Below are 20,115 nucleotides of genomic sequence, written 5' to 3'. Positions count from 1 at the left end.
GTCCCCACGATCATCCCATTTAGATAAGGAGGGGATTCAATGGATCCCTATGTTGGTGAAATTCGTATCTTTTCAGGTGATTTTGCGCCGAACAAATGGGCGCTCTGCGATGGCAGTCTGATCGCGATTTCGCAGAATACGGCACTTTTTGCCATTCTCGGCACGACATACGGGGGCGACGGCAAAACGACATTCGCTCTCCCCAATCTGAATGCCAGGGCCGCGATGCACCACGGCAAAGGGCCCGGGTTGAGCTTCCGACAGCTCGGCGAACCGACCGGCTCGGACACCGTTACCTTGATTGAATCGCAAATGCCGGCCCATCATCACATGGCGAGAAGTCAGCTGGCGGGCAACGAGACCGTTCCGGAGGGCGCAAATTGGTCGGCTGTTGCAGGCCGGGTGCCGAATATTTACGGCAGTACGCCGGATATGACGATGCACCCACTGGCCATTCAAGCAACCGGAGGCAGCCAGCCGCATAATAACAGACAGCCGTATTTGGGCTTGAATTTCATTATATCCCTGTATGGCATCTTCCCCCCTCATCCTTAACCCTTTTCAGAACATTTTATTTTTTCGGCGAAAGGAGTTTTGGCACGTTGTCGAACCCAAGGCGAAACGGGCAAGCCGTTTTTTGCGTCGCAGCAAGCTTCGTTCCGAGCAATTTGATCATTTTCAGAAGAACGACCCGGTTGATTTTAGTTATGCTCCTGGCGTTCTCCTGCTATATGCAATACCCCGGGATTAGCGAAGCTGCTACGTATGAGGATGTTACAGCCAGCGGCTGGGAGGATTTAGCGCATAATGGGTTTTCGGTCTCTGGAGAGTACGCGGCCTATACCGACGACAGCATCGCCCCTGGAATTTATTTAAACAACTTCACCATTACTAGCGGAACCATTAGAGTAGAAGCGACCGGAGGCTTCTCCACTTTTGACCTAACTATGTTGTACTTTAAAACGTATGAAACCAATTCTCTGGTCGATCTGACAATTACGCCGTATGATAGTGCAGACACCCCGGGGACGCCGGAGACGTTCAGCAACAGTTCGCAAACTTTTACTGTTGATGTAAGCGCCAACCCGGGCTTTCAAGGGATCTCGTACTTTATCATTCAGGTTGACGACGTGCCGGGTGATCCGCGAGGCAATTCGACAGCGGACCTGACGCTGCAGGGCTTTGAATACGAAACGGGCGGGGCGCCGCCGGTCATTCAGTCCAACGGCGGCGGGGCGACTGCCAGCGTAGACGTCGACGAGAATACGACTGCCGTCACCACCGTCTTCGCTACGGATGCGGACGGGGATACGGTGACCTACTCCATCTCCGGCGGGGATGATCAGACGGCGTTCGCCATCAATGCTACGAGCGGCGTGCTGAGCTTCGCCGTCGCACCCGACTACGAGAATCCGTCGGACAGCAATACGGACAATAGCTACATCGTCGTGGTGACCGCTAGCGACGGCACCAGCTCCGACACCCAGACGATTAACGTCAATGTGCAGGACGAGAACGAAGCGCCTTACCTCGCCGTCAGCGCGGGCCTCATCGTCCTCGAAGGCGGAGCAGGCACGATCGGCACTTCCGCGCTCGAAGCGTCAGATGAGGAGCAGGCGGCTGCCGAGCTCATCTACACCGTCCAGGCGATCCCTGCGCACGGGGAATTAACCAGCGGAGGCGCGTCGCTGCAGGCGAGCGATACCTTCACCCAAGCCGATATCGACAACGGCACCCTGTCCTATCAGCATGACGGCAGCGAGACGGTCAGCGACGGCTTTGCATTCACGGTCAGCGATGGCGAGCTGACGTTAACGGACCAGAGCTTCTCCATCACGATTACGCCGGTGAACGACGCGCCGCATGCAGTTGACGACCCTGCATACAGTACACCGCAGGATACGCCGCTCGTCGTCAGCCAGGCCGAGGGCGTGCTGCACAACGATACCGATGCCGAGGCGGACAGCCTGACCGCTGTCAAAGTCTCCGATCCGGCGAACGGCAGCGTCGCGCTCGATGCGGACGGGTCGTTCACATACACCCCGGACGCCGGGTTCCATGGGTCAGACAGCTTCACCTACATGGCCGATGACGGGCAAGATCATTCCAACGTGGCCACCGCAACCATTCAAGTCGTCGATACGATCGCTCCGGAGGCGCCGACCGTTGCATTGAGCACATCCGATTGGTCAAGGACGGATGTGACGGCATCGGTCTATGGCGATCCCGGCAATACGCTGGAATATCGCGTCGGCGATGACCCGGACTGGCAGCTTTACAGCGGACCGGTCCAATTGAATGTGGAAGGCCAATATGCCTTTGCAGCACGCCAGACCGATCCGGCCGACAATGTCAGCAGCATCGCCCAGGCTACGATTCGAATCGACAAGACGGCGCCAGTGATCCAGTTGCTCGGCAGCGATGAAATGACGATCGGACTTGGCGAACCCTTTGACGATCCGGGAGCGGTCGTGACGGACAATCTCGCGTCCGGGCTGCAAGCCGCGGTCAGCGGCACGGTCGCCCCCGATACCATCGGCACGTATACACTGCACTATCAGGCGAGCGATGACGCGGGCAATCAAGCGACGGAGCAGACACGGCTCGTTCATGTCGTCGCCGAGCCTGTCGGCCTGAGCTTCGATCTGTCCGATTACGAACTGACGATCGGGGAGACTCTGCCGTTCACAGTACTGATGAGCTATTCGGATGGCAGCGCCCTGGATGTGACGGATGTCAGCAGCTATACCTTCGCTCCTGACGACGTTGCGACCATGCCGCAAGCCGGCGTCCTGCAAGGCGATCAAGCCGGCACGACCGTTGTGACGGCCGTATACGACGGGCACAGCCAATCTGCTACGATCCACGTGCATGCTCTGAGCGACAATGCGAATCTGGGCAGCCTGACGCTGTCACGCGGCTCGCTCTCGCCCGCTTTTGATCCCGACACGACTTCGTACAGCGTGCGTGTCCCGCACACGGTGCGGGAGCTGACGGTCACCGCGGACACGGCTTCGGCCGAAGCCACGGTGAGCATCGCCGGCGCCGATGCTGCAGCGCAGACCCAATCCGCGGTGCTCACGCTTCGCAGCGGCCGCAATGAGGCCGCGATCATCGTGACGGCCGAGGACGGCACCAGCCGCACCTACCAGCTGACGCTATGGCGGGAGCGGGCTCACGACCCCGGTGACGATCAGGACGAGGATGAGCATGAGGACGATCACGAAGAAGAGCATGAGACGCCGCCTTCCGGCTCCGACTTCCCGATCTATGTGAATGACGTGCGTCAGGAGAATATCGGCCGTGTCCACACAGACACGGCGGACAACGGCCAGACGCGAATCACGATCACGCTGGATACGGCCGCAATGAATGACAAACTGGACCGGGAAGGCTCGAGCACCACCGTCACGCTTCCGATTACGGAGCGCTATGGACAGATCATTGCCAAAGTAGACGGTCAAATCGTAAGCAAGATGAGTCTGCTGGACACAACTTTGAGGATTGAAGTCGATACCGTCGTCTACACCCTTCCCATCCAGCTGTTGAACCTGGAGCAGGTCAAGCGGCAGCTCGGCCTGGAGACGCAGGATGACGCCTTCAACCTGCAGATCGATCTCACGCATCTGACGGAAGAGGCCTCCATGCAATTGGAGGAGCAGGCAGCCGAAGACGGCGCGGACCTTCTGGTTCGGCCGATGTCGTTTGCCATTGTCGCCAGCACCGCAGACCGCAGGATCGAGCTTGATCGTTTCAGCGCGTATGTTACGCGCAGCTTCATCCTTGCGGATGAGGAGAGCGATCCCCAGGCCATCACGACCGGGGTCGTCTGGATGCCGGACGGCACATTCCGGCACGTGCCGACGAAGATTACCCGGCAGGCGGACGGCAAATTGCACGCCGAGATTCACAGCATGACGAACAGCACCTACGCGGTCGTGTACCATCCGGCTTCCTTCGCGGATGTCCAGGGCCACTGGTCCGAAGCGGTCGTCAATGACATGGCGTCTCGACTGGTCGTGAACGGCGTGGACGAGGCGCGTTTCAACCCGGACGCCGCAGTGACGCGAGCGGAATTCGCCGCGATGGTCAACCGCGGACTGGGGCTGTACACCTATGAAGCGCCCGCCGCATTCAGCGATGGCGGAAGTCATACCTGGTACGATGAAGTGGTATCGGTCAGCAATGACTACGGTCTGGTGTCCGGATTCGCAGACCGGACCTTCCGCCCCGGCGCTTCGATTACGAGGCAGGAAGCGATGGTCATCATGGCCAATGCGCTGGCGCTCGCAGACCGCAGCATTGCGTTGTCCGAAGCGCAAGCGCGTCAACTGCTGGGCGGCTTTACCGACGCCGATCAGGTCAGCACATGGGCGCGCATGGCTGCCGCCGAAGCGATCCATCACCAGATCGTGATCGGCAGCGGGCAGCAATTGCATCCGACCGCTTCGCTGACCCGTGCAGAAGCCGCAGCGATGATCCTGCGCATGCTGCAGGCGGCGGAACTGATTTAACGCAGTAGCGTGATCATATCTTTTCTTTATTTTCAAGCAAAAGCCGCGTCCTCCCGTTGGAGGCCGCGGCTGTTACAGCGGCTATTTAGCCAAAAAAAGCGCCGATTAAATTGTAACGGTTGCCTCAGCTCTTATTTTCGTAAAATCACTCGAAAAAGACTCGATTGGGCCAAATAGCGCGCCAGCAACCGTTAACCCGGATAACGCAATTTCCCCATCTGCACCTCCGCGACGATGAAGCTGCCTTTGGGCACGGGCGCTCCGGCCAGCCGCCGCAGCATGGCCAGCTGGCCGATATGCGTCATGGCATCGGCAAGCGGCCCCTGTACCATTTTAACCGCTCCACACCCGGGTACTTCTCACCCAGACTGACAATAGCAAAGCCTGTCGCCCAATAGAAGCCGACCGCCTCCCGATCGGTCTCCGCGATCAAGTCCGGCGAGCTTGAGATCCGGCTATACGCATCAATCATGGCTGTTCCGAGCCCTTGCCTGCGCTGATCGGCCCGAACCGCAAGGTGAGCCAAACGCACAGCCCCGCCGGGAAGTCGTTCTACGCCCATGATGCCGACCAGCCGATGCTGCCGATAAGCCCCGTACATCGTCCTCGCGTCTGAGGCCAGATACGCACTTATTTCCCGTTCCACCTGTCCGTTGCCCGTACCCGTGCATGCTTGCAAGAGCAGCCGAATCTCGGCGACCTCTGCTTCATTTACAAGCGCCATCCGAGCCAAGCGTATCTTAACCGGCGGCCTTTCCCTGTTTCCGCTTTCGTCTTGCATGCCCGCCACACGCCTCCCCGCTACGGCTTCACCGCTGTCCAGATATACCGCTCCTCCCGGACGGCAAGGCGTCCGTCAATGCGGTGCTCGTCCAGCTTTTCCCGAAGCAAGTGCTCGTTTTCCGGCAGCGTGTAGTCCGGGTTGCCCGGCGTATCAGACAGGAAGAGCGCCAGCTCCCGCTCGTTTGGGAAGTGGTAGACCGCTTCCCCGTACGTCTCGATTTTAACATGTCGGAAGCCATTTTGCCGCAAGCGCTCCTGCACGGATTCAATCGCGTTGTGGATGCCGACAATGGTGCCGCCCCTGGCAAGGACCCGGCTATGGTTGAGGATGGAGGTCGGCCCGCGCCGATCGTAGATCAGATCGAATTGTCCGTCTGTGAAGGGCAGCTCGGTTTTGGTGGTCGCGTGCACGAATGCTACATTGGGGACTGCGCTGTCTCGCAGCAATTGCTTGGCAATGCGGATCATTTCGACTGAATTGTCGAAGCCGACGATGTGCCTGGCATGCCCGGCCATGCGCAGCGTAAATGCGCCGTGACCGCATCCCGCGTCCAAAATAGACTTGAAATCAGGCAGCATGCGAAGCAAGCGCTGCTCAAAAAGCGCCTCTGCCGACTGTCCTTCAACGGTGAAGGCCGCCCTCCCCCGATACCCGCCGTTGCGCCTGGCGATCATGTCGTACCATTCAACTCCCATGGCTGTGCCTCCCCGAATGCAAACATCCCGCAGGCCTGGATCGGTTCGCGGGATGTTTGGAATGTGTGAGCAATCGCTTCTTCCTTCAGCATACCATAAATTCCGTCTCCCCGTCTTGGACCTCCGGGGGATGCACCATACAATCGAGGCGTCTGCCGATCCGGGAGAGGAGCTCATTGGCAATCGTGCCGCAGCGCTCGGCTACCTCCTCTACCGTAATCGCGTGCGCGCCGTCCCTCCCGATCAGCGTCACCGGATCGCCGGGATGGATGTCCTCGCGTCCGGTCACGTCGACCGACAAGTGATCCATACAGATGCGGCCGACAATCGGCGCATACGCCCCGCGCACGAGCACGCGCCCGCCGTCCGCATAGACGCGCGGCACGCCGTCCGCGTAGCCGATCGAGACGATCGCGACGAGACGATCCGCAGCCGCTCTGCAGTCCGAGCCGTAGCCGATCTGCTCGCCCCGTGCGACCTGTCTCACCGTGGAGACGCGTGCCCTGAGGGCAAGCACCGGCCGCAGATCGAGCGCCTGCCGCACCGGCTCCCGGGTCGACAGCGCGCCATAGAGCGCGATGCCCGGCCGGACCCGATCATAGGAGAGCTCCGGATAATTGACGATGCCGTAGCTGCTCTGCACATGCAGCAGACCCGGATCGATCCCGCAGCCGCGCAGCCGCGCCACGACCGCGTCGAAGCGGCCGACCTGCGCCCGGGCCAGCGCCTCGTCCGTCTGCTCCAGCCGATCGGACGAGCCGAGATGCGTGTAGGTCCCGGCGATGCGCAGATGCGGCAGCCGGTAGATCGACAGGACCCGCTCGAAGCGATCCGTCGACTCGCCGAGCCGGTGCATGCCGGTGTCGAGCTTGACCTGTACCGTGATCGTGCGGCCGTATCGGCTGAGGGCGACCGCATCCTCGGCGTCGACGACCGTCTGCTGCAAGCGGTAGCGGATCAGCTCCCGATAGCGCTCCGGGCTCGTCCTTCCGAGGATGAGGATGTCGCCTCGCACGCCCTGCTTGCGCAGCGCGATCGCCTCGTCCATGCACGCGACGGCATACTCCCGCACGCCCTCGCCCTGGAGCCAGCGTGCCGCCAGCGCGCCGCCGTGGCCGTATGCCTCGGCCTTCACCACCGCCATCACCTGGCAATCGCCTCGCACGGCGCGCCGCAGCTCCGCCAGATTGTGCCGCAGGCGCCCCAGATCGATCTCCTTCCACGCCCGGCTGCTGCGTGGGACGGACGGGCCCTTGCGCGCCTGCGCCGGCCACCATCTGACGGCCAGTATGCTGATCGTCCATGAGCCGGCGGCCACCGCTACATAGTGCAGCATGCTGTCGGTCACGAGCCACGGCACCGCGCCCAGCAGCTCGGCGAGCCCGCGCACGAGCACGATCACGAGCGGATGGAGCAGATAGATCCAGAGGCTCACATCGCGCATGCCGCGCTTGCCCGACGCGCGCGAGCTCCTCCGCGTCAAGGCCAACAGTCCACAGTACACCGCCGGCGCCAAAAACACGTACATGCTGTCGTGCCGCGGCAGCTCCCAGGTCCGCAGCAGGATCGCTTCGACGCTCATCAGCACCACAGAGACCGCCAGGCCGATCCATACCGCCCTGGCCGGCGGCCGGGTCCGCGCCCGCGTCTGCTCCGCGACCAGGAGGCCGAGCGCCAGATAGAGCGGCGCAAAAAAGAGGCCGTTGCGCGTATAAGTGAAAAGGCCGAACAAGCTGTCGTAGAACGCATCGAGGGCGGGCGCCGAAGCCGCCAGGCCGTAGTAGCTGTCGCCGAGCAAGCCGGCCAGATACAGCACGCTCGCAATGCCCACTGCCCAAGCAGCCGAGAGGCGTCTGGACAGCGCATAAACGAGCAAAACGCCGATGGCCAGCGCCGGCAAATACCACAGATGATAGAAGGTGCCGTCGAAGACCGCCACTCGCAGCACGTCCCGCACGCCGTGCATGTCGGACAAGTAGCCGGCGTACAGCATGAGCGGCAGGTACAGCAGCGTCGAGCCCGCATACAGCAGGAGGACGCGGCCAGCGTAGCGCCGCACGACGACGCCGTCCTCCGCCAGCCCGTACAGCTTGCGGTACAGCAAAAATCCGGCCGTCGCGAAGAAAAACGGAACCGCCAGCCGGGCGGCAATCCGCGTCACCACAAAATCGCCGTACGAACTGTAGGACTGCAGCGGTCCAGTGTGAATCGCGATCACCAGGAAAGCTGCGACCAGCTTGGCCCGATCCAGCAGCGGATACCTAAGCACGGCGCCGCTCCCGCAGACATGTCACGACGTAGCCGTCCACATTATTGCCCGAGACCTCGCACGTCTCCCCGCCCAGCACCGGCACCACAGTCACGCCGTCTGCCCCGGCGCGCTCGTCCGCAGGGACATGGTAGAGGTGCGCCTCGCGCCCATCCTCGAGCAGATGCACGTACGGATCGGCTGCGGCGTACCCGGCGAGGAAGGCCGTGTATTCCTCCAGGCACAGTCCGCGCGCCTCCATGATGGCCGCATGCGGCGCGCCGACATAGCGGAAGTGCCACGGCTCGCAGGCGATCTGCGTGATCGGCGTCTTGTCCGCCTGGTAGCGCTGCACGAATCCATACGCGGCCGCCTGCCGCCGGAATGCCCCGCACACGCCCGTGTCCGGGAAATCGGGGCGGATGAAGTCGACGTCCGGCCGCTCCTCCCCGACATCGACCGCCAGCCCCGTCTGATGCTCGCTCTCGCCCGGCCTAGCCACGTATTGCTGCGTGAACGCCAGCCCGTGCTCGGCTGCGGAGGTGTCGTAGATGCGCGTCTGCTCCTCCCGGGAGCGGTAGCCGCTCACGAGCCGGATCCGCCCGTTCGCCCCGCCGCAGGCGTCCAGCAAGGCGTCCAATTGCCTGCGGCACGTCGCATCGAGCGTCCGGCCATCCGCCGCCACGCGTACCGGATGGGCCTGATTGACGAGAATGAGCGGGCCGCGATGCAGCGCCTCCCGTCCCAGTCTCAGCGTATGCGGCGCTACTCGCATCGCTGCGGCTCCCTCGCGAGCGCCGCCGCCACGATGCGGTCCAGCAGCTCGGGGAACGCCACCCCCGCCGCCGCCCACATCCTCGGATAGCGGCTGTGCGCAGTGAACCCCGGCATCGTGTTCACCTCGTTGAATACGACCCCGCCCGCCGCCGTGACGAACAGGTCGACCCGGGCCAGCCCGCGGCAGCCCAGCGCCCGATAGATCCGGCGCGCCGCGCGCCGCACCTCGTCCGCCACGGCCGCATCCAGGCGCGCGGGCAGACGAATCGCCGACGTGCGGAGCGAATACTTCTCCTCATAGTCGAAAAAACCGCCCGGCGCCAGCTCCACCTCGTCGATCACGCCCAGCTCGGGCTCCGTCTCGCCCAGCAGGGCGCAGCCGACCTCGAAGCCGTCCACCTCTTCCTCGATCAACACCTTGTCATCATGGTCAAAAGCGCGGTCAAGACCCTCCAGCAGCTCCGAACGGTCGCGCGCCATGGTCATGCCGATGGACGACCCGGAACGGACCGGCTTGACGTACAGCGGGTACGTCAGACCACCCGCCCGGGCAGCCGCAGTCTCGCGATCCTCGTCGACTCGGACCTCGACGGCGCGCGCCGTACGGATGCCGGTCCCGCGGACCGTCGCCTGGGCGACCGCCTTGTCCATGCACATCGCCGATGCCGCGACCCCGCAGCCGACGTACGGCAAGCCCGCCAGCTCCAGCAGACCCTGGAGCGTCCCGTCCTCCCCGTACCGGCCATGCAGCACCGGGAAGACCACGTCCACCGGGAGCGGCTCAGTCGTGCCGGACCGCTCCACGAGCAAGTACTTGTCCGATTCGCGGACGCCGAGCGGCAGCTGCACGGGATAGCAGCGCGCATCGGCCTGCCAGCGATCCGCTTCGATTGCCTCGTGCTCCCCCTCGTAGCAGTACCAGGCCCCCTCGCGCGTGATCCCGATGCGGGTCACCTCGTAGCGGTCACGGTCCAGATTGGCGATGACCGACGCCGCCGAACGCAGCGACACCTCATACTCGTTCGAGCTCCCCCCGAATAATACAGCCACACGGATACGCGGCATTTGCAGCCAACTCCTTTCTTGTTCGCTACATCATACCGCGCGCCGTTTAAAACCGGCTTAGCAATTTCTGAAGTTTTTCTTAGGTATGCTTAATGCGAACTTAACAATTTGTTCAAGGCGAAACGGCGAGGCCGTCTTTCTGTGGCCGAGTAAGCTTCGTTCCGCGAAAGATAAGACCGGTATGAGCGACTAGCTTGCGCTCCGAAGCTGCCGCGCGCACGGGCTACCGCAAGCTCCGGACTACAACGTGCCCCGGATTACTATGCGCCATGGCCTGCTGCATACTCCGTACTGCCGCTTGCTCCGGGCCTGCCGGTCCACCGCGCCATGCGTCTGGCGCACGCTCAGGCGACTGTGCTACACTGGGGGCAATCAGACTAGGGGGACATCCCCACTACCAACCCGCGAGGTGGCGGATATGAAGCTGACGATTACCTACGATCATTCGATCCCGATCAACGCGTTCCAGTGGACGCCCAGCGTGTCCGCCAAGCCGCTGCATATGCACACCAGCCTGGAGATCGGCCTCTGCACGTCCGGCCAAGGGGAATTCCAGATCGGCGACAAGCGCTATGCCGTATCGCCCGGCGATCTCATCGTCGTCAACAATCAGGAGCTGCACATCGCCCGTTCCGACGCGCACGACCCGAGCTGCTACATCTTCGTCAACTTCGACCCGGGCCTGCTGCTCGCCGAGGAAGAGGCGCTGCTGCTGCCGTTCGCTTATCGGCCGGAATGCTACGTCAATCGCATCCCCGCGGCGTCCGAGCTGGCCGCTCCGGCCGCCGCGCTGGTCCGCACGATTCACCGAGAGCTGGAGACGCGCGAGGAAGGCTACCGCAGCATGGCCAAGAGCGCGCTGCTCGAGCTGTGCGTGCTGCTGCTGCGCAATTACGCCACCGGCTGGTCGCAGCGCGAATGGCAGCGCCTGACTGCCTCGTTCCGCCGCATCCGCCCGGCGCTCGCGCTGATCGATCAGCGCTACCGCGAGCAGCTCGAGCTCGCCGATGTCGCCGCCGCGCTGGGGATGAGCAGCTCGCAGGCGAGCCGCTTCTTCACCCGGGAGATGGGGCGCAGCTTCAAGGACTATCTGCTTCGGCTCCGGCTCCGCGAGGCCAAGCGGCTGCTGCTCAGCACGCGCAAGAGCGCCGCGGAGGTCTGCTTCGAGAGCGGCTTCCAGAGCGTGGCAACCTTTTATCGCCTGTTCAAGTCCGAGGCCGGCATGTCGCCCCAGGACTATCGTCGCGAAAACGACTGGAGCGCAATAATTGAGAAGGACGCGCAACCGATGAGTAGATGAACGCCGCCCGTCGCCCCTATAATAAAGCGGTATCATACAAAGGCAAGACCGCTTGCAGGATACCGCGATTATAGAATAACGAATAGGGAGGAACGTCTAATGGCGGGCTGGACATTGCTGGATAGCTTGATGGAAAAGGAAGTCATACAACGGCGCGAGGAGGGCTGCGACGTCGAGGGGTACGCCGCGCGCGTCGCGGCGGCCGGGAGCGACCAAGGGCAGCTCATGGCGATCTACGAAGAACTGTCGGCGCTGCCGATTCGCGCCGATTATCCGTACGAGGAGCCGTCCGAGCTGGCGGAGATTCGCGCGCTCCGGCCGGAAGGCCCCCGGCAGTTGGCCGACGGGCTGAGCGAAGCGCAGTGGCGGGACAAATTCTACGGCGCTTGGCTCGGACGCTGCGCCGGCTGCGCGCTCGGCAAGCCGCTGGAAGCGCCTGCCTACATGGGCGGCACTGCAGATGCGAGCGGCTGGCGCAACGTGAAGAGCTGGTATGAAGGGGCCGATGCCTGGCCGATCGCAGACTACGTGCCGCAGGAATCGCGCGCCTCGCAGACGCACGGACTGGCGCTCGCGACGGCCAGCAGCAAGAGCACGCGCGAGCAGATCCGCTTCATGGAGACTGATGACGACATCCGCTATACCGTGCTGGGACTGATCCTGCTGGAGGAGAAGGGGCTGGACTTCGATTCCTACGACGTCGGCAAGCTGTGGCACAGTCATCTCACTTATCGTCAAGTCTGCACCGCCGAGACCCAGGCCTATCTGAACTTCGCCCACGCGACCTCGCATCAACGCGCAGAGCGTCCCGCCGACTGGGCAGAGCGGCAGCAGTGGGTGCGCACGCATCTGAACCCGTATCGCGAATGGATCGGCGCCCAGATTCGGGCGGACGGGCTGGCCTACGGCGCGGCCGGCAACCCCGAGCTGGCGGCCGACCTGGCCTGGCGGGACGCCTCCTTCTCGCATGTGAAGAACGGCATCTACGGCGAGATGTTCGTCGCGGCGATGATCGCGGCAGCCTTCGTGGAGTCGGACCCGGAGCGCATCGTGGAGATCGGCCTGAGCGAGATCCCGCGCAATTGCCGCTTGGCGCATGACATCCGCCAGGCGCTCGACATTGCCCGCAGCGCGTCCGATCAGGTCGAACTGGTCGACCGCATCTGGGAAGCGTTCAAGCACTACAACCCGGTGCATACAAACAACAATGCCGCACTGGTCGCAGCCTCGCTCATCTTCGCCCGGGGCGACTTCGAGCTGGCGATCGCGACCTCCGTGCTGGGCGGCTGGGATACCGACTGCAACGGCGCGACCGTCGGCTCGATCATGGGCGCCATGCTCGGCGCCGAGCGCCTTCCCGCCAAGTGGATCGAGCCGCTGCAAGACACGCTCTACGCCGAGGTCACCGACTTTCATCCGATCGCCATCTCGGCATGCGCCGACCGGAGCCACGCCGTCTTCCGCAAGCTTCGCACAGCCGCCCGCGGCTAAGCGGCCGCCGGGACCGGCGCGAGCGCATCCGTCTCCGGGCGCCGGCGCCTCGGCCTGCTGTCGGCGCCCGATCCTCCCTGGCAAGGCGCCGCGCCGGGGCGGCTGTCGTCCGCTTCGCCGACGGCTGCCCCGCCCTCTGCCCGTGTGCCGCTTTCGCCGACGGCTGCCCGGCACCTGCCCGTGTGCCGATTCGCCGACGGCCGCCCCGGCCTCTGCTCGTGTGCCGATTCGCCGACGGCCGCCCCGGCCTCTGCTCGTGTGCCGCTTCGCCGACGGCTCCCCCGGCCTCTGCTCGTGTGCCGCTTCGCCGACGGCTGCCCCGCCCTCTGCCCGTGTGCCGCTTTCGCCGACGGCTGCCCGGCACCTGCGTGCGCCGATTCGGCCCCCGGCCGCCCGCGTCCCCGCTCCGCCCGATGAGCCGCTAATCCCGTTCGGCGGCGGGGCCTTCTCCGCCCGGACCCGGCTCCAGTGCCAGCAGCTCGCCGTAATAGCGGCTTTTCAGCTCGGTCGCATTCATCCCGTAATACGCCTTGAATACCTTGGCGAAATGCGCGCCGTCCGCGTAGCCGACGGCCTCTGCGATCTCGGCCTGCCGCATGTCGGAGGCGAGCAGCAGCTCCTTCGCCCTGCGCATCCGCACCTCGATCAGCCAGCTCCAGATCGTCATCCCCGTGTGCTGGCGAAAGACCTGCGACAGATGCGGCTTGCTGACATTGACTGCATCGGCGATGACCTGCAGGCTGAGCTTGCGCGCATAATGCCGCTCGATATAGCGCTTGACGTCGATCACCGTCTTCGTCCCGGCCGCGCTCCCTCCCGCCGTATGCCGGCTGCCGAACCAGCTCAGCGCCAGCTCGAGCCGATACACGCCGGACAACCTGCGGTACAGCTCCAGATCCTCCACAAGCGGCACGGGCGACCGCGCCAGCGCTCCCTTCATCCAATCGAACACATCCGCCCCGCCTCTCGTCTCGGCGATGCCGGCAATCCACGCCTCCGCCAGCGGGGACAGCAGGTCCCGCCGGTCGCCCGCCCAACGCTCCAGCACGGCCAGCGTATCGACGACCAGCAGCGGCAGAGCGTCCCGCTCGGCGCGAGCGGGACGCTCCCGCCACTGCCGCATCAGTTCCTGCGTGCTCGGCTGGCTGTACGCCCGCAGCAGGATCGAGCGCGCCTCGTGCCGCCGCATCGTCTCCAGCTGCTCGGCGGCGGCGTGCAGCGCCCGCTCCAGATCGTCCGGATTGACCGGCTTGACGATATAGTCGACGGCGCCCAGCGCGATGCCCTGCTTGGCATACTCGAAGTCGTCGTAGCTGGAGATCACGATGGCGCGCATCCCGGGGAAGCGGCGCTTGACCTGGCCGATCAGCTCCAGCCCGTCCATATGCGGCATGCGCACATCGCTCACCAGAATATCTGCGCTGTGGCCGCGCCCTTCCAGCCACGTCAAGGCGTCGCGGCCGTTGGCCTCGGTGCGGATCGCACGGAATCCTTCGCAGCGGTTCACCCGATTGACCATGCCTTGACGAATCCACAGCTCGTCATCCACGACCAAGCAGAAGTACATGGGCAGTTCCCTCCTTGTTCATGCGGGGATCATCGGCACGACGATGGCTACGGTGATACCGGTTCCCTCGCGGTTGTGATACACGCCGATGCGGGCTCCTCCGCATCCGCGCTGCGCATAGAATTGACTGAGACGGTAGGCGACGTTGGCCAGCCCGATGCCGCTGTCCCCCGCCGGCAGCTCGAGGCTGGCCGAAGCGAGACTGCCGCGCAGCCGGTGCAGCACGGCATCCGGCATGCCGGCGCCGTCGTCGCGAATGCGAATGTGGACGTAGCGGCCGAAGCGGGCGCGCACGGACAAGTCGAGATGCAGACTGCGCCCGGCGGTCTCGACGTTGTGCTTGCATGCATTTTCGAGCACCGGCTGCAGGATCAGCTTGGGACACCGCACCTCCAGCGCCTCGGGATCGACCCGGTACGTATAGCTGATGCGCTCGAAGCGGATGCCGGTCATGTACAGGTAATGCCGGGTATGCTCCAGCTCGTCGCGCAGCGGCACCGCGACCTCGCGGATGCGTGAGGAATAGCGGATCATCGCCGACAGGGACAGCACGGCCTGCTCGATCGTCCGCATCCCGGCGATGCCGGCCATCGCATTGATCGTCTCCAGCGAATTGTACAAAAAATGCGAATGAATCTGCGACTGCACGGCCGTGAACAACGCCGTCTGCTCGCGCGCCCGGGCATCGGCCAGCTCGTCGACGGAGGCGTCCAGACGACGTAGCATGCTGTTGAACGCATGTCCGAGCTGCGCGATCTCATCGACGCCGCCCAGCTCCGGCCCCGGCTCGATGCGGCCGAGCTTGGTCTGCAGCAGCTGCTTCTTGAGCTTGACGATCCGACCGGTAATCGACGAGCTGAACACGAACAGCAGCAATACCGTGACTCCGATGCCGAGGACGGTAACGGAGACCGTGAAGTCGCGCACCAGATAGATCGTCCGGGCCGCCTGATCGTACGGCAGCTCGATCACCGATGTCCATCCCTGCGTGTCGGGGATAGCCGCGAAGACGACGAATCGATTGGATGCCCGATCCAAAAACGCATCGGAATCCGCTTGGGCGATCTGCGCGCCCAACTGCGGCGAGACCGCCTCAAAAATTCGCTCCTCCTGGGCATGGACCACGATTCGCCCCTGGCCGTCCACAATATATTGCGCGCCGTCCGTCGCCTCGTCCATGCGCTGCAGAATCCGCAGCAGCGGCGTCACTGCAATGTCCATGACGATATACGAGTTGCTGCCGTAGTGATTCCATTGATGCGTCAGCGACAGCACCACCGGCGCCGCGCCGTCGTAATCGTCGGAGCGATGCACCACGGCCGACTGGATCCGCCCCCCCGGCATCGGCATGCGCGTCATTCGCTCGCGCAGCGAATAGTCCAGTCGGAAGGGGGCCGACGTCGTATAGCGTAGCTCGTTGCCGTAGGGATTAAGCATGGAGAGCGACAGCACCTCCGGATGCTGCATGATGAACGGCTGCACGGAATTGCGGTCGATCAGCTTGGAGAGGCGCAGATACGTCGAGGTGAAGCGCTCCCGCTGCCGGGTCCACGTCAAAAATTCCTCGCTGCCCTCGACAAACAGAAAGGCCTGCTCGTACTCCTTGAAATAGCGCTGAATGTTCAGATTGGCCTGCTCCAGCGTCTGCAGGCTGTACGTCTCCAAATCGTCGCGCAGCATGGAGGAGGTCAGCCCATACTGCGCGATGCCAACCGTCGAGATCAGCAGCGCCATGACCGTGACGAACAGCAGCACCAGCTTGCGGCGAATCGAATTCCGGATGAATGGCAACGTTCTCATGCTGTTCCCCGCTTTCGGACAGACTGGATTATACGCGCAATAGAAAAGGGAGCAAAGACGCTCCCGCGCGCGAAAATGCGAGCGGAGGCGCCTTATATCAGGCAACGCGAGCCCGTTGCCAAATGCGTCGTCTCGGAAATCGTCCGAGCGGCGCTTATCCTTTTTTGTTCTCGTTGTACCAGTCGGTCATCTCCCGAATCAACTGGTCGCCGCCCTGCTGCCGGATCGTCTCGACGAAGGTGTCGAAGTAGTCGACCGGCAGCTCGCCGTACACGATCTTGGTCATGGCCTCTTGAATCAGGCTGCTGGAGTACCAGCTCAGCTCCGGATTCTCCGACAACGCTGCGGGCTGAGGCATGCCGATCGTCGGAGTGGGCAGGCCCTCGTTCCGGGCGACCGCATACGCTTGGTCGATCCGCGCGATCGCTTCCGGCGCGTAGCGCGCGGGAATCGTTTTCTCATTATAATAAAGCGGCGTGACGGCGAACACAAGACGAAGATGGGACGTGTCTTGATCGGCGTCCGCATCGTAGACGTAAGCTTCCCCGTTCTTGGTGTACGTATCGCCCTCCATGCCGAGATCGACGAAGATCTGGCCTTCCTCGGAGGCGATCCAATCGAGCAGCTTGATCACCGCTTCCGGGTGCTCGGACGTCTTCATGACGACCATCGACACGCCGATTGGATTTTTGCGATTGCCGAGCGGCCCCTCGTATCCACTGCCTCGCGGCGTCGGAATGGCCACGATGTCGACCGGGACATCCGGATTGGCATCCTGAATCGCTTTTTGGAAGTCGCCTACTTGCTCCACCGTGTGATTGTAGGAGGCGACCTGACCCGAATTCAGCTTTTGCGTCCAGATGCTACCCGTATTGGAGAGGAACTCGGGGTCGAGCAGCTTCTCCTCGTACATTGTTCGCAAAAAGGCGAGCGCCTGCTTCATGTTCGGATGCAGATAGCTCGGAATGACCTCGTCGTTGTAGATCGTGCTGGCGGACGGATCGATGCCCCACATGCCGAACAGGTTCTCCATCCAGCCGAAGCTCTGACGGCCGCTGAACGGAATCGTGTCGTCCTTGCCATTGCCGTCGGGATCGCCGTCCCGCAGCTTGCGCAGCACGTCCAGGAACTCGTCCGAGGTCGTCGGGATGTCTGCCCCGACCTTGTCGAGATAGTCCTTGCGCATGTAGATCAGGCGATCCGTATCGGTGCCGCCGCCGGGGAAGCGGGGGATGGCCATGATTTGTCCCTTCAGGGTGACCGCGTCCCATGCCGTTTGCGGAATCGTTTTTTTCAAGTTCGGCCCGTATTCGTCGATCAGATCATTGAGCGGCAGCAGCATGCCGTTGGCCAGCGTCTCTTCGTTGGCGAAGCCCCCCGTCCAGTAAAAATCGGGGTATTCGCCCGCCGCCATCTTCAAGCGCAGCTGCTCATTGTATTTGCCGTGCGCCAGGAAGGTCACGTCAAGCTTGGTATTGGTCTTTTCCGCCAGATAGGCCAGGGTCGGAATGTCCATCGTATCGCCCGGCGGAATCGGCTGATTGACGTCGGTCATATAGGCCTTGAGCGTGACGGGCTCCGTCGTGTCGTCGGTTGCGCTCGAGTCGGATTGCACATCATTGGCAGGCGCGGCCTCTTCCTTGCCGGCGCAGCCGGCCAGCAAGGAAGCCACTATGGTTACAGCCAGCGCGCCCTGCGCAGCAGCTTTGAACGATTTCATTTGCAGTTACCCCCTTGAGTCATCGTGTTCGAGTTGATCGATTCGAGCTGGAATGCCGGGCGCCCGCTCTACTCCTTGATCGAGCCGAGCAGCGCGCCGCGGATAAAATGTCGCTGAATGAACGGATAGATCAGCATGACCGGCAGCGTCGCCACGCCGACGGTCGCCATCTGAATCCCGAGCGGCGAGTAGTTGCTGATCGACTCCGGCATGTTCAGCAGCGAATCCTGCGTATTGAACTGGCTGAGCAGGCTGAACAGATAGAGCTGCAGCGGCTTGATCGCCGGATCGGTGATGAAGAAGAGCGGTCCCATGTAATTGTTCCAGTGGCCGACCGCGTAGAAGAGCGTCAGTGTCATGACGATCGGCATCGAGAGCGGCATGAAGATGCGCCACAAGATCCGGTAGTCGCTCATGCCGTCCACCTTGGCCGCCTCGGCCAGCTCCTCCGGCAAGCCGCGAAAAAACGAGATGCACAGAATCAGGTTGAAGGCGGCGATCGCATTGGGCAGCATGATCGCCCAAAGCGTGTTCATCAGGCCGGCGCTCTTGATGACCAGGTAGGACGGTATCAGCGGCGCCGAGAAGATCATCGTGAATACGATGCCGAGCAGCACCGCCTTCTTGCCCTTCAGTATCCGCCTGGACAGCGGGTACGCAGTGAGCAGGGTCAGATACATGTTGATCAGCGTGCCGACGACGGTGACGAGCACCGAAATGCGAAACGCGTTCCAAAACACTTGATTGCGCCAGACAAGCTGGTAATTGTCCGTCGTCCAGTCGACCGGCCAGAAGGTGACCAGGTTGTGAATGAGCGCCTCCCGCGAGCTGAAGGAGGACGCCAGCAAATGCACGAACGGCAAAATAATCAGCAGGCTGGCCGCGAACAGCAGCGCGATGTTAAGCGCGTCGAAGCCGCGTTCGCCGAGGGTTCGAGTATGCACGCTTCGCCCTCCTTTAGTATAAGCCTTCGCCGGTGGTCGATTTGCTCAGCCGATTGGCGAGCACCAGCATCAAAAAGCCGACGATGGACTTGAACAGCCCGATAGCCGTGGAAAAGCTGTACTGGCCGTTGAGCAGGCCGGCCCGATAGGCGTACGTATCGATGACATCGCCGACGGAGTACGTCGCCGGCGTCAAGAACACGTAGATCTGCTCGAAGCCGATGTCGAGAATATGCCCGATCTTGAGCAGCAGCAGGATCATCGTCGCCGGAATCAGGCCCGGAACCGTCACGTGGAGGAACTGCTTCCAGCGCCCGGCGCCGTCCACAGTGGCCGCCTCGTACAGCGACGGATTGATGCCGGCCAGAGCGGCGAGAAAGATGATCGTCCCCCAGCCCATCTCCTTCCACATCCCGCTGGACACGACGATCGGGCGGAAGTAGCCGGGATCTTGCAAAAACGAGATCCGATCGCCTCCAAGCGCGGCGATGTAGTGGTTCACCAGACCTGACTCGGAGGAGAACAGCGCGTATACCAGTGCAAAAATAATCGTCCACGAAAGAAAATGCGGCATGTACAAAATCGTCTGAATCCAGCGTTTCACACGGGAGCGCCGCAGCTCGTTGAGCATGCAGGCGAGCACGATCGGCGCCGGGAAAGCAAAGATCAGCTGGTAGAAGCTGATGACCAGCGTATTGACGAGCAGGCGCTTGAAGTTGGGGTAATCGAACATGCGCTCGAACCACTTGAAGCCTACCCACTCGCTGCCGGTCATGCCGCTAAAAATGTTGTAATCCTGAAATGCAATGACACTGCCCAGCAGCGGGGCATAGCGAAAGAGCACGAAATAAAGGATGCCCGGGACAAGCATGGCGTATAGCCCTGGATTATTGCAAATGTGTCGAAGCCAGTCGGAGCGGGCCCGTCCGGACCGGGCTGCGTGTAGCGCACCCCGCATCGGATCGCCCCCTTTCATGTGAAGTCAGCACGTGCTATGACTTAGTGTAAGCGCTCTACGAGCTCGGAACAATCGGGCGGAACGAGGATTTCTTGTCTAATCGGATGGAATAAGGCGAAACGACGAGGACGACTCTTGCGGACGAGCACGTTTCGTTCCGGGCAGAAGGCGAAACGACGTGGACGACTCTTGCGGACGAGCACGTTTCGTTCCGGGCAGAAGGCGAAACGACGAGGACCGCTCTTGCGGACA

Annotated in this window: 15 protein-coding genes; 4 read left to right on the top strand and 11 right to left on the bottom strand. The window is 62.6% G+C overall.

Annotated features, from left to right (window positions below):
* Window positions 1-39: 39 nt before the first annotated feature.
* Both IDH44_RS00225 and IDH44_RS00220 read left to right on the top strand, forming a co-directional pair.
* The gene (locus IDH44_RS00225; RefSeq protein WP_190913565.1) at window positions 40-555 is read left to right on the top strand and encodes a phage tail protein; all 516 of its coding nucleotides are present in this window, start codon (window positions 40-42) and stop codon (window positions 553-555) included.
* A gap of 575 nt (window positions 556-1,130) precedes the next feature.
* Window positions 1,131-4,514, top strand: a complete 3,384-nt coding sequence (locus tag IDH44_RS00220; RefSeq protein WP_190913563.1) for an S-layer homology domain-containing protein — start codon at window positions 1,131-1,133, stop codon at window positions 4,512-4,514.
* Window positions 4,515-4,705: 191 nt separating this feature from the next.
* Here IDH44_RS00220 and IDH44_RS00215 read toward each other — a convergent pair whose 3' ends face one another.
* The 6 genes from IDH44_RS00215 to IDH44_RS00190 form a co-directional block, all read right to left on the bottom strand.
* Window positions 4,706-4,846 carry a hypothetical protein gene (locus tag IDH44_RS00215; RefSeq protein ID WP_190913561.1) on the bottom strand — a complete coding sequence of 47 codons (141 nt, stop codon included), beginning with the start codon at window positions 4,844-4,846 and terminating at the stop codon, window positions 4,706-4,708.
* A complete protein-coding gene (locus IDH44_RS00210) occupies window positions 4,816-5,238 on the bottom strand; it encodes a GNAT family N-acetyltransferase (protein WP_190913558.1) in 423 nt (140 codons plus the stop codon). The genes IDH44_RS00215 and IDH44_RS00210 overlap by 31 nt, the downstream gene beginning before the upstream one ends.
* 77 nt (window positions 5,239-5,315) lie before the next feature.
* Complete coding sequence (locus IDH44_RS00205) at window positions 5,316-5,993, bottom strand: class I SAM-dependent methyltransferase (protein WP_190913556.1); 678 nt, start codon at window positions 5,991-5,993, stop codon at window positions 5,316-5,318.
* 85 nt (window positions 5,994-6,078) lie between these two features.
* On the bottom strand, window positions 6,079-8,262 hold the full coding sequence (gene vanT / locus IDH44_RS00200; RefSeq protein WP_190913554.1) for a serine racemase VanT catalytic subunit: 2,184 nt from the start codon (window positions 8,260-8,262) through the stop codon (window positions 6,079-6,081).
* Complete coding sequence (locus IDH44_RS00195; protein WP_190913552.1) at window positions 8,255-9,016, bottom strand: D-alanyl-D-alanine carboxypeptidase family protein; 762 nt, start codon at window positions 9,014-9,016, stop codon at window positions 8,255-8,257. Before IDH44_RS00195 ends, vanT begins: the two co-directional genes overlap by 8 nt.
* The gene (locus tag IDH44_RS00190) at window positions 9,007-10,083 is read right to left on the bottom strand and encodes a D-alanine--D-alanine ligase family protein (RefSeq protein WP_190913551.1); all 1,077 of its coding nucleotides are present in this window, start codon (window positions 10,081-10,083) and stop codon (window positions 9,007-9,009) included. The genes IDH44_RS00195 and IDH44_RS00190 overlap by 10 nt, the downstream gene beginning before the upstream one ends.
* A gap of 418 nt (window positions 10,084-10,501) precedes the next feature.
* Between IDH44_RS00190 and IDH44_RS00185 the strand changes: the two genes are divergently transcribed.
* Window positions 10,502-11,383, top strand: coding sequence for an AraC family transcriptional regulator (locus IDH44_RS00185; protein ID WP_190913550.1), 882 nt, complete (start codon window positions 10,502-10,504; stop codon window positions 11,381-11,383).
* A 99-nt stretch (window positions 11,384-11,482) separates the two neighbouring features.
* Window positions 11,483-12,874, top strand: a complete 1,392-nt coding sequence (locus IDH44_RS00180) for an ADP-ribosylglycohydrolase family protein (RefSeq protein WP_190913549.1) — start codon at window positions 11,483-11,485, stop codon at window positions 12,872-12,874.
* A gap of 421 nt (window positions 12,875-13,295) precedes the next feature.
* Here IDH44_RS00180 and IDH44_RS00175 read toward each other — a convergent pair whose 3' ends face one another.
* From IDH44_RS00175 to IDH44_RS00155, 5 genes are all read right to left on the bottom strand, one after another.
* A complete protein-coding gene (locus tag IDH44_RS00175; RefSeq protein WP_190913548.1) occupies window positions 13,296-14,441 on the bottom strand; it encodes a response regulator in 1,146 nt (381 codons plus the stop codon).
* A gap of 18 nt (window positions 14,442-14,459) precedes the next feature.
* Window positions 14,460-16,241, bottom strand: coding sequence for a cache domain-containing sensor histidine kinase (locus IDH44_RS00170; protein WP_190913547.1), 1,782 nt, complete (start codon window positions 16,239-16,241; stop codon window positions 14,460-14,462).
* 154 nt (window positions 16,242-16,395) lie between these two features.
* Complete coding sequence (locus IDH44_RS00165) at window positions 16,396-17,961, bottom strand: extracellular solute-binding protein (RefSeq protein WP_190913546.1); 1,566 nt, start codon at window positions 17,959-17,961, stop codon at window positions 16,396-16,398.
* Between the two features lie 68 nt (window positions 17,962-18,029).
* Complete coding sequence (locus IDH44_RS00160; RefSeq protein ID WP_317890079.1) at window positions 18,030-18,905, bottom strand: carbohydrate ABC transporter permease; 876 nt, start codon at window positions 18,903-18,905, stop codon at window positions 18,030-18,032.
* 13 nt (window positions 18,906-18,918) lie between these two features.
* Window positions 18,919-19,863, bottom strand: a complete 945-nt coding sequence (locus IDH44_RS00155; RefSeq protein WP_223869233.1) for an ABC transporter permease — start codon at window positions 19,861-19,863, stop codon at window positions 18,919-18,921.
* Window positions 19,864-20,115 lie beyond the last annotated feature (252 nt).

Source organism: Paenibacillus sabuli (genome assembly GCF_014705605.1).
In the GTDB taxonomy this organism is placed as follows: Bacteria; Bacillota; Bacilli; order Paenibacillales; family Paenibacillaceae; genus Paenibacillus_D; species Paenibacillus_D sabuli.
This window is presented reverse-complemented; position numbering and strand designations above follow the sequence as displayed.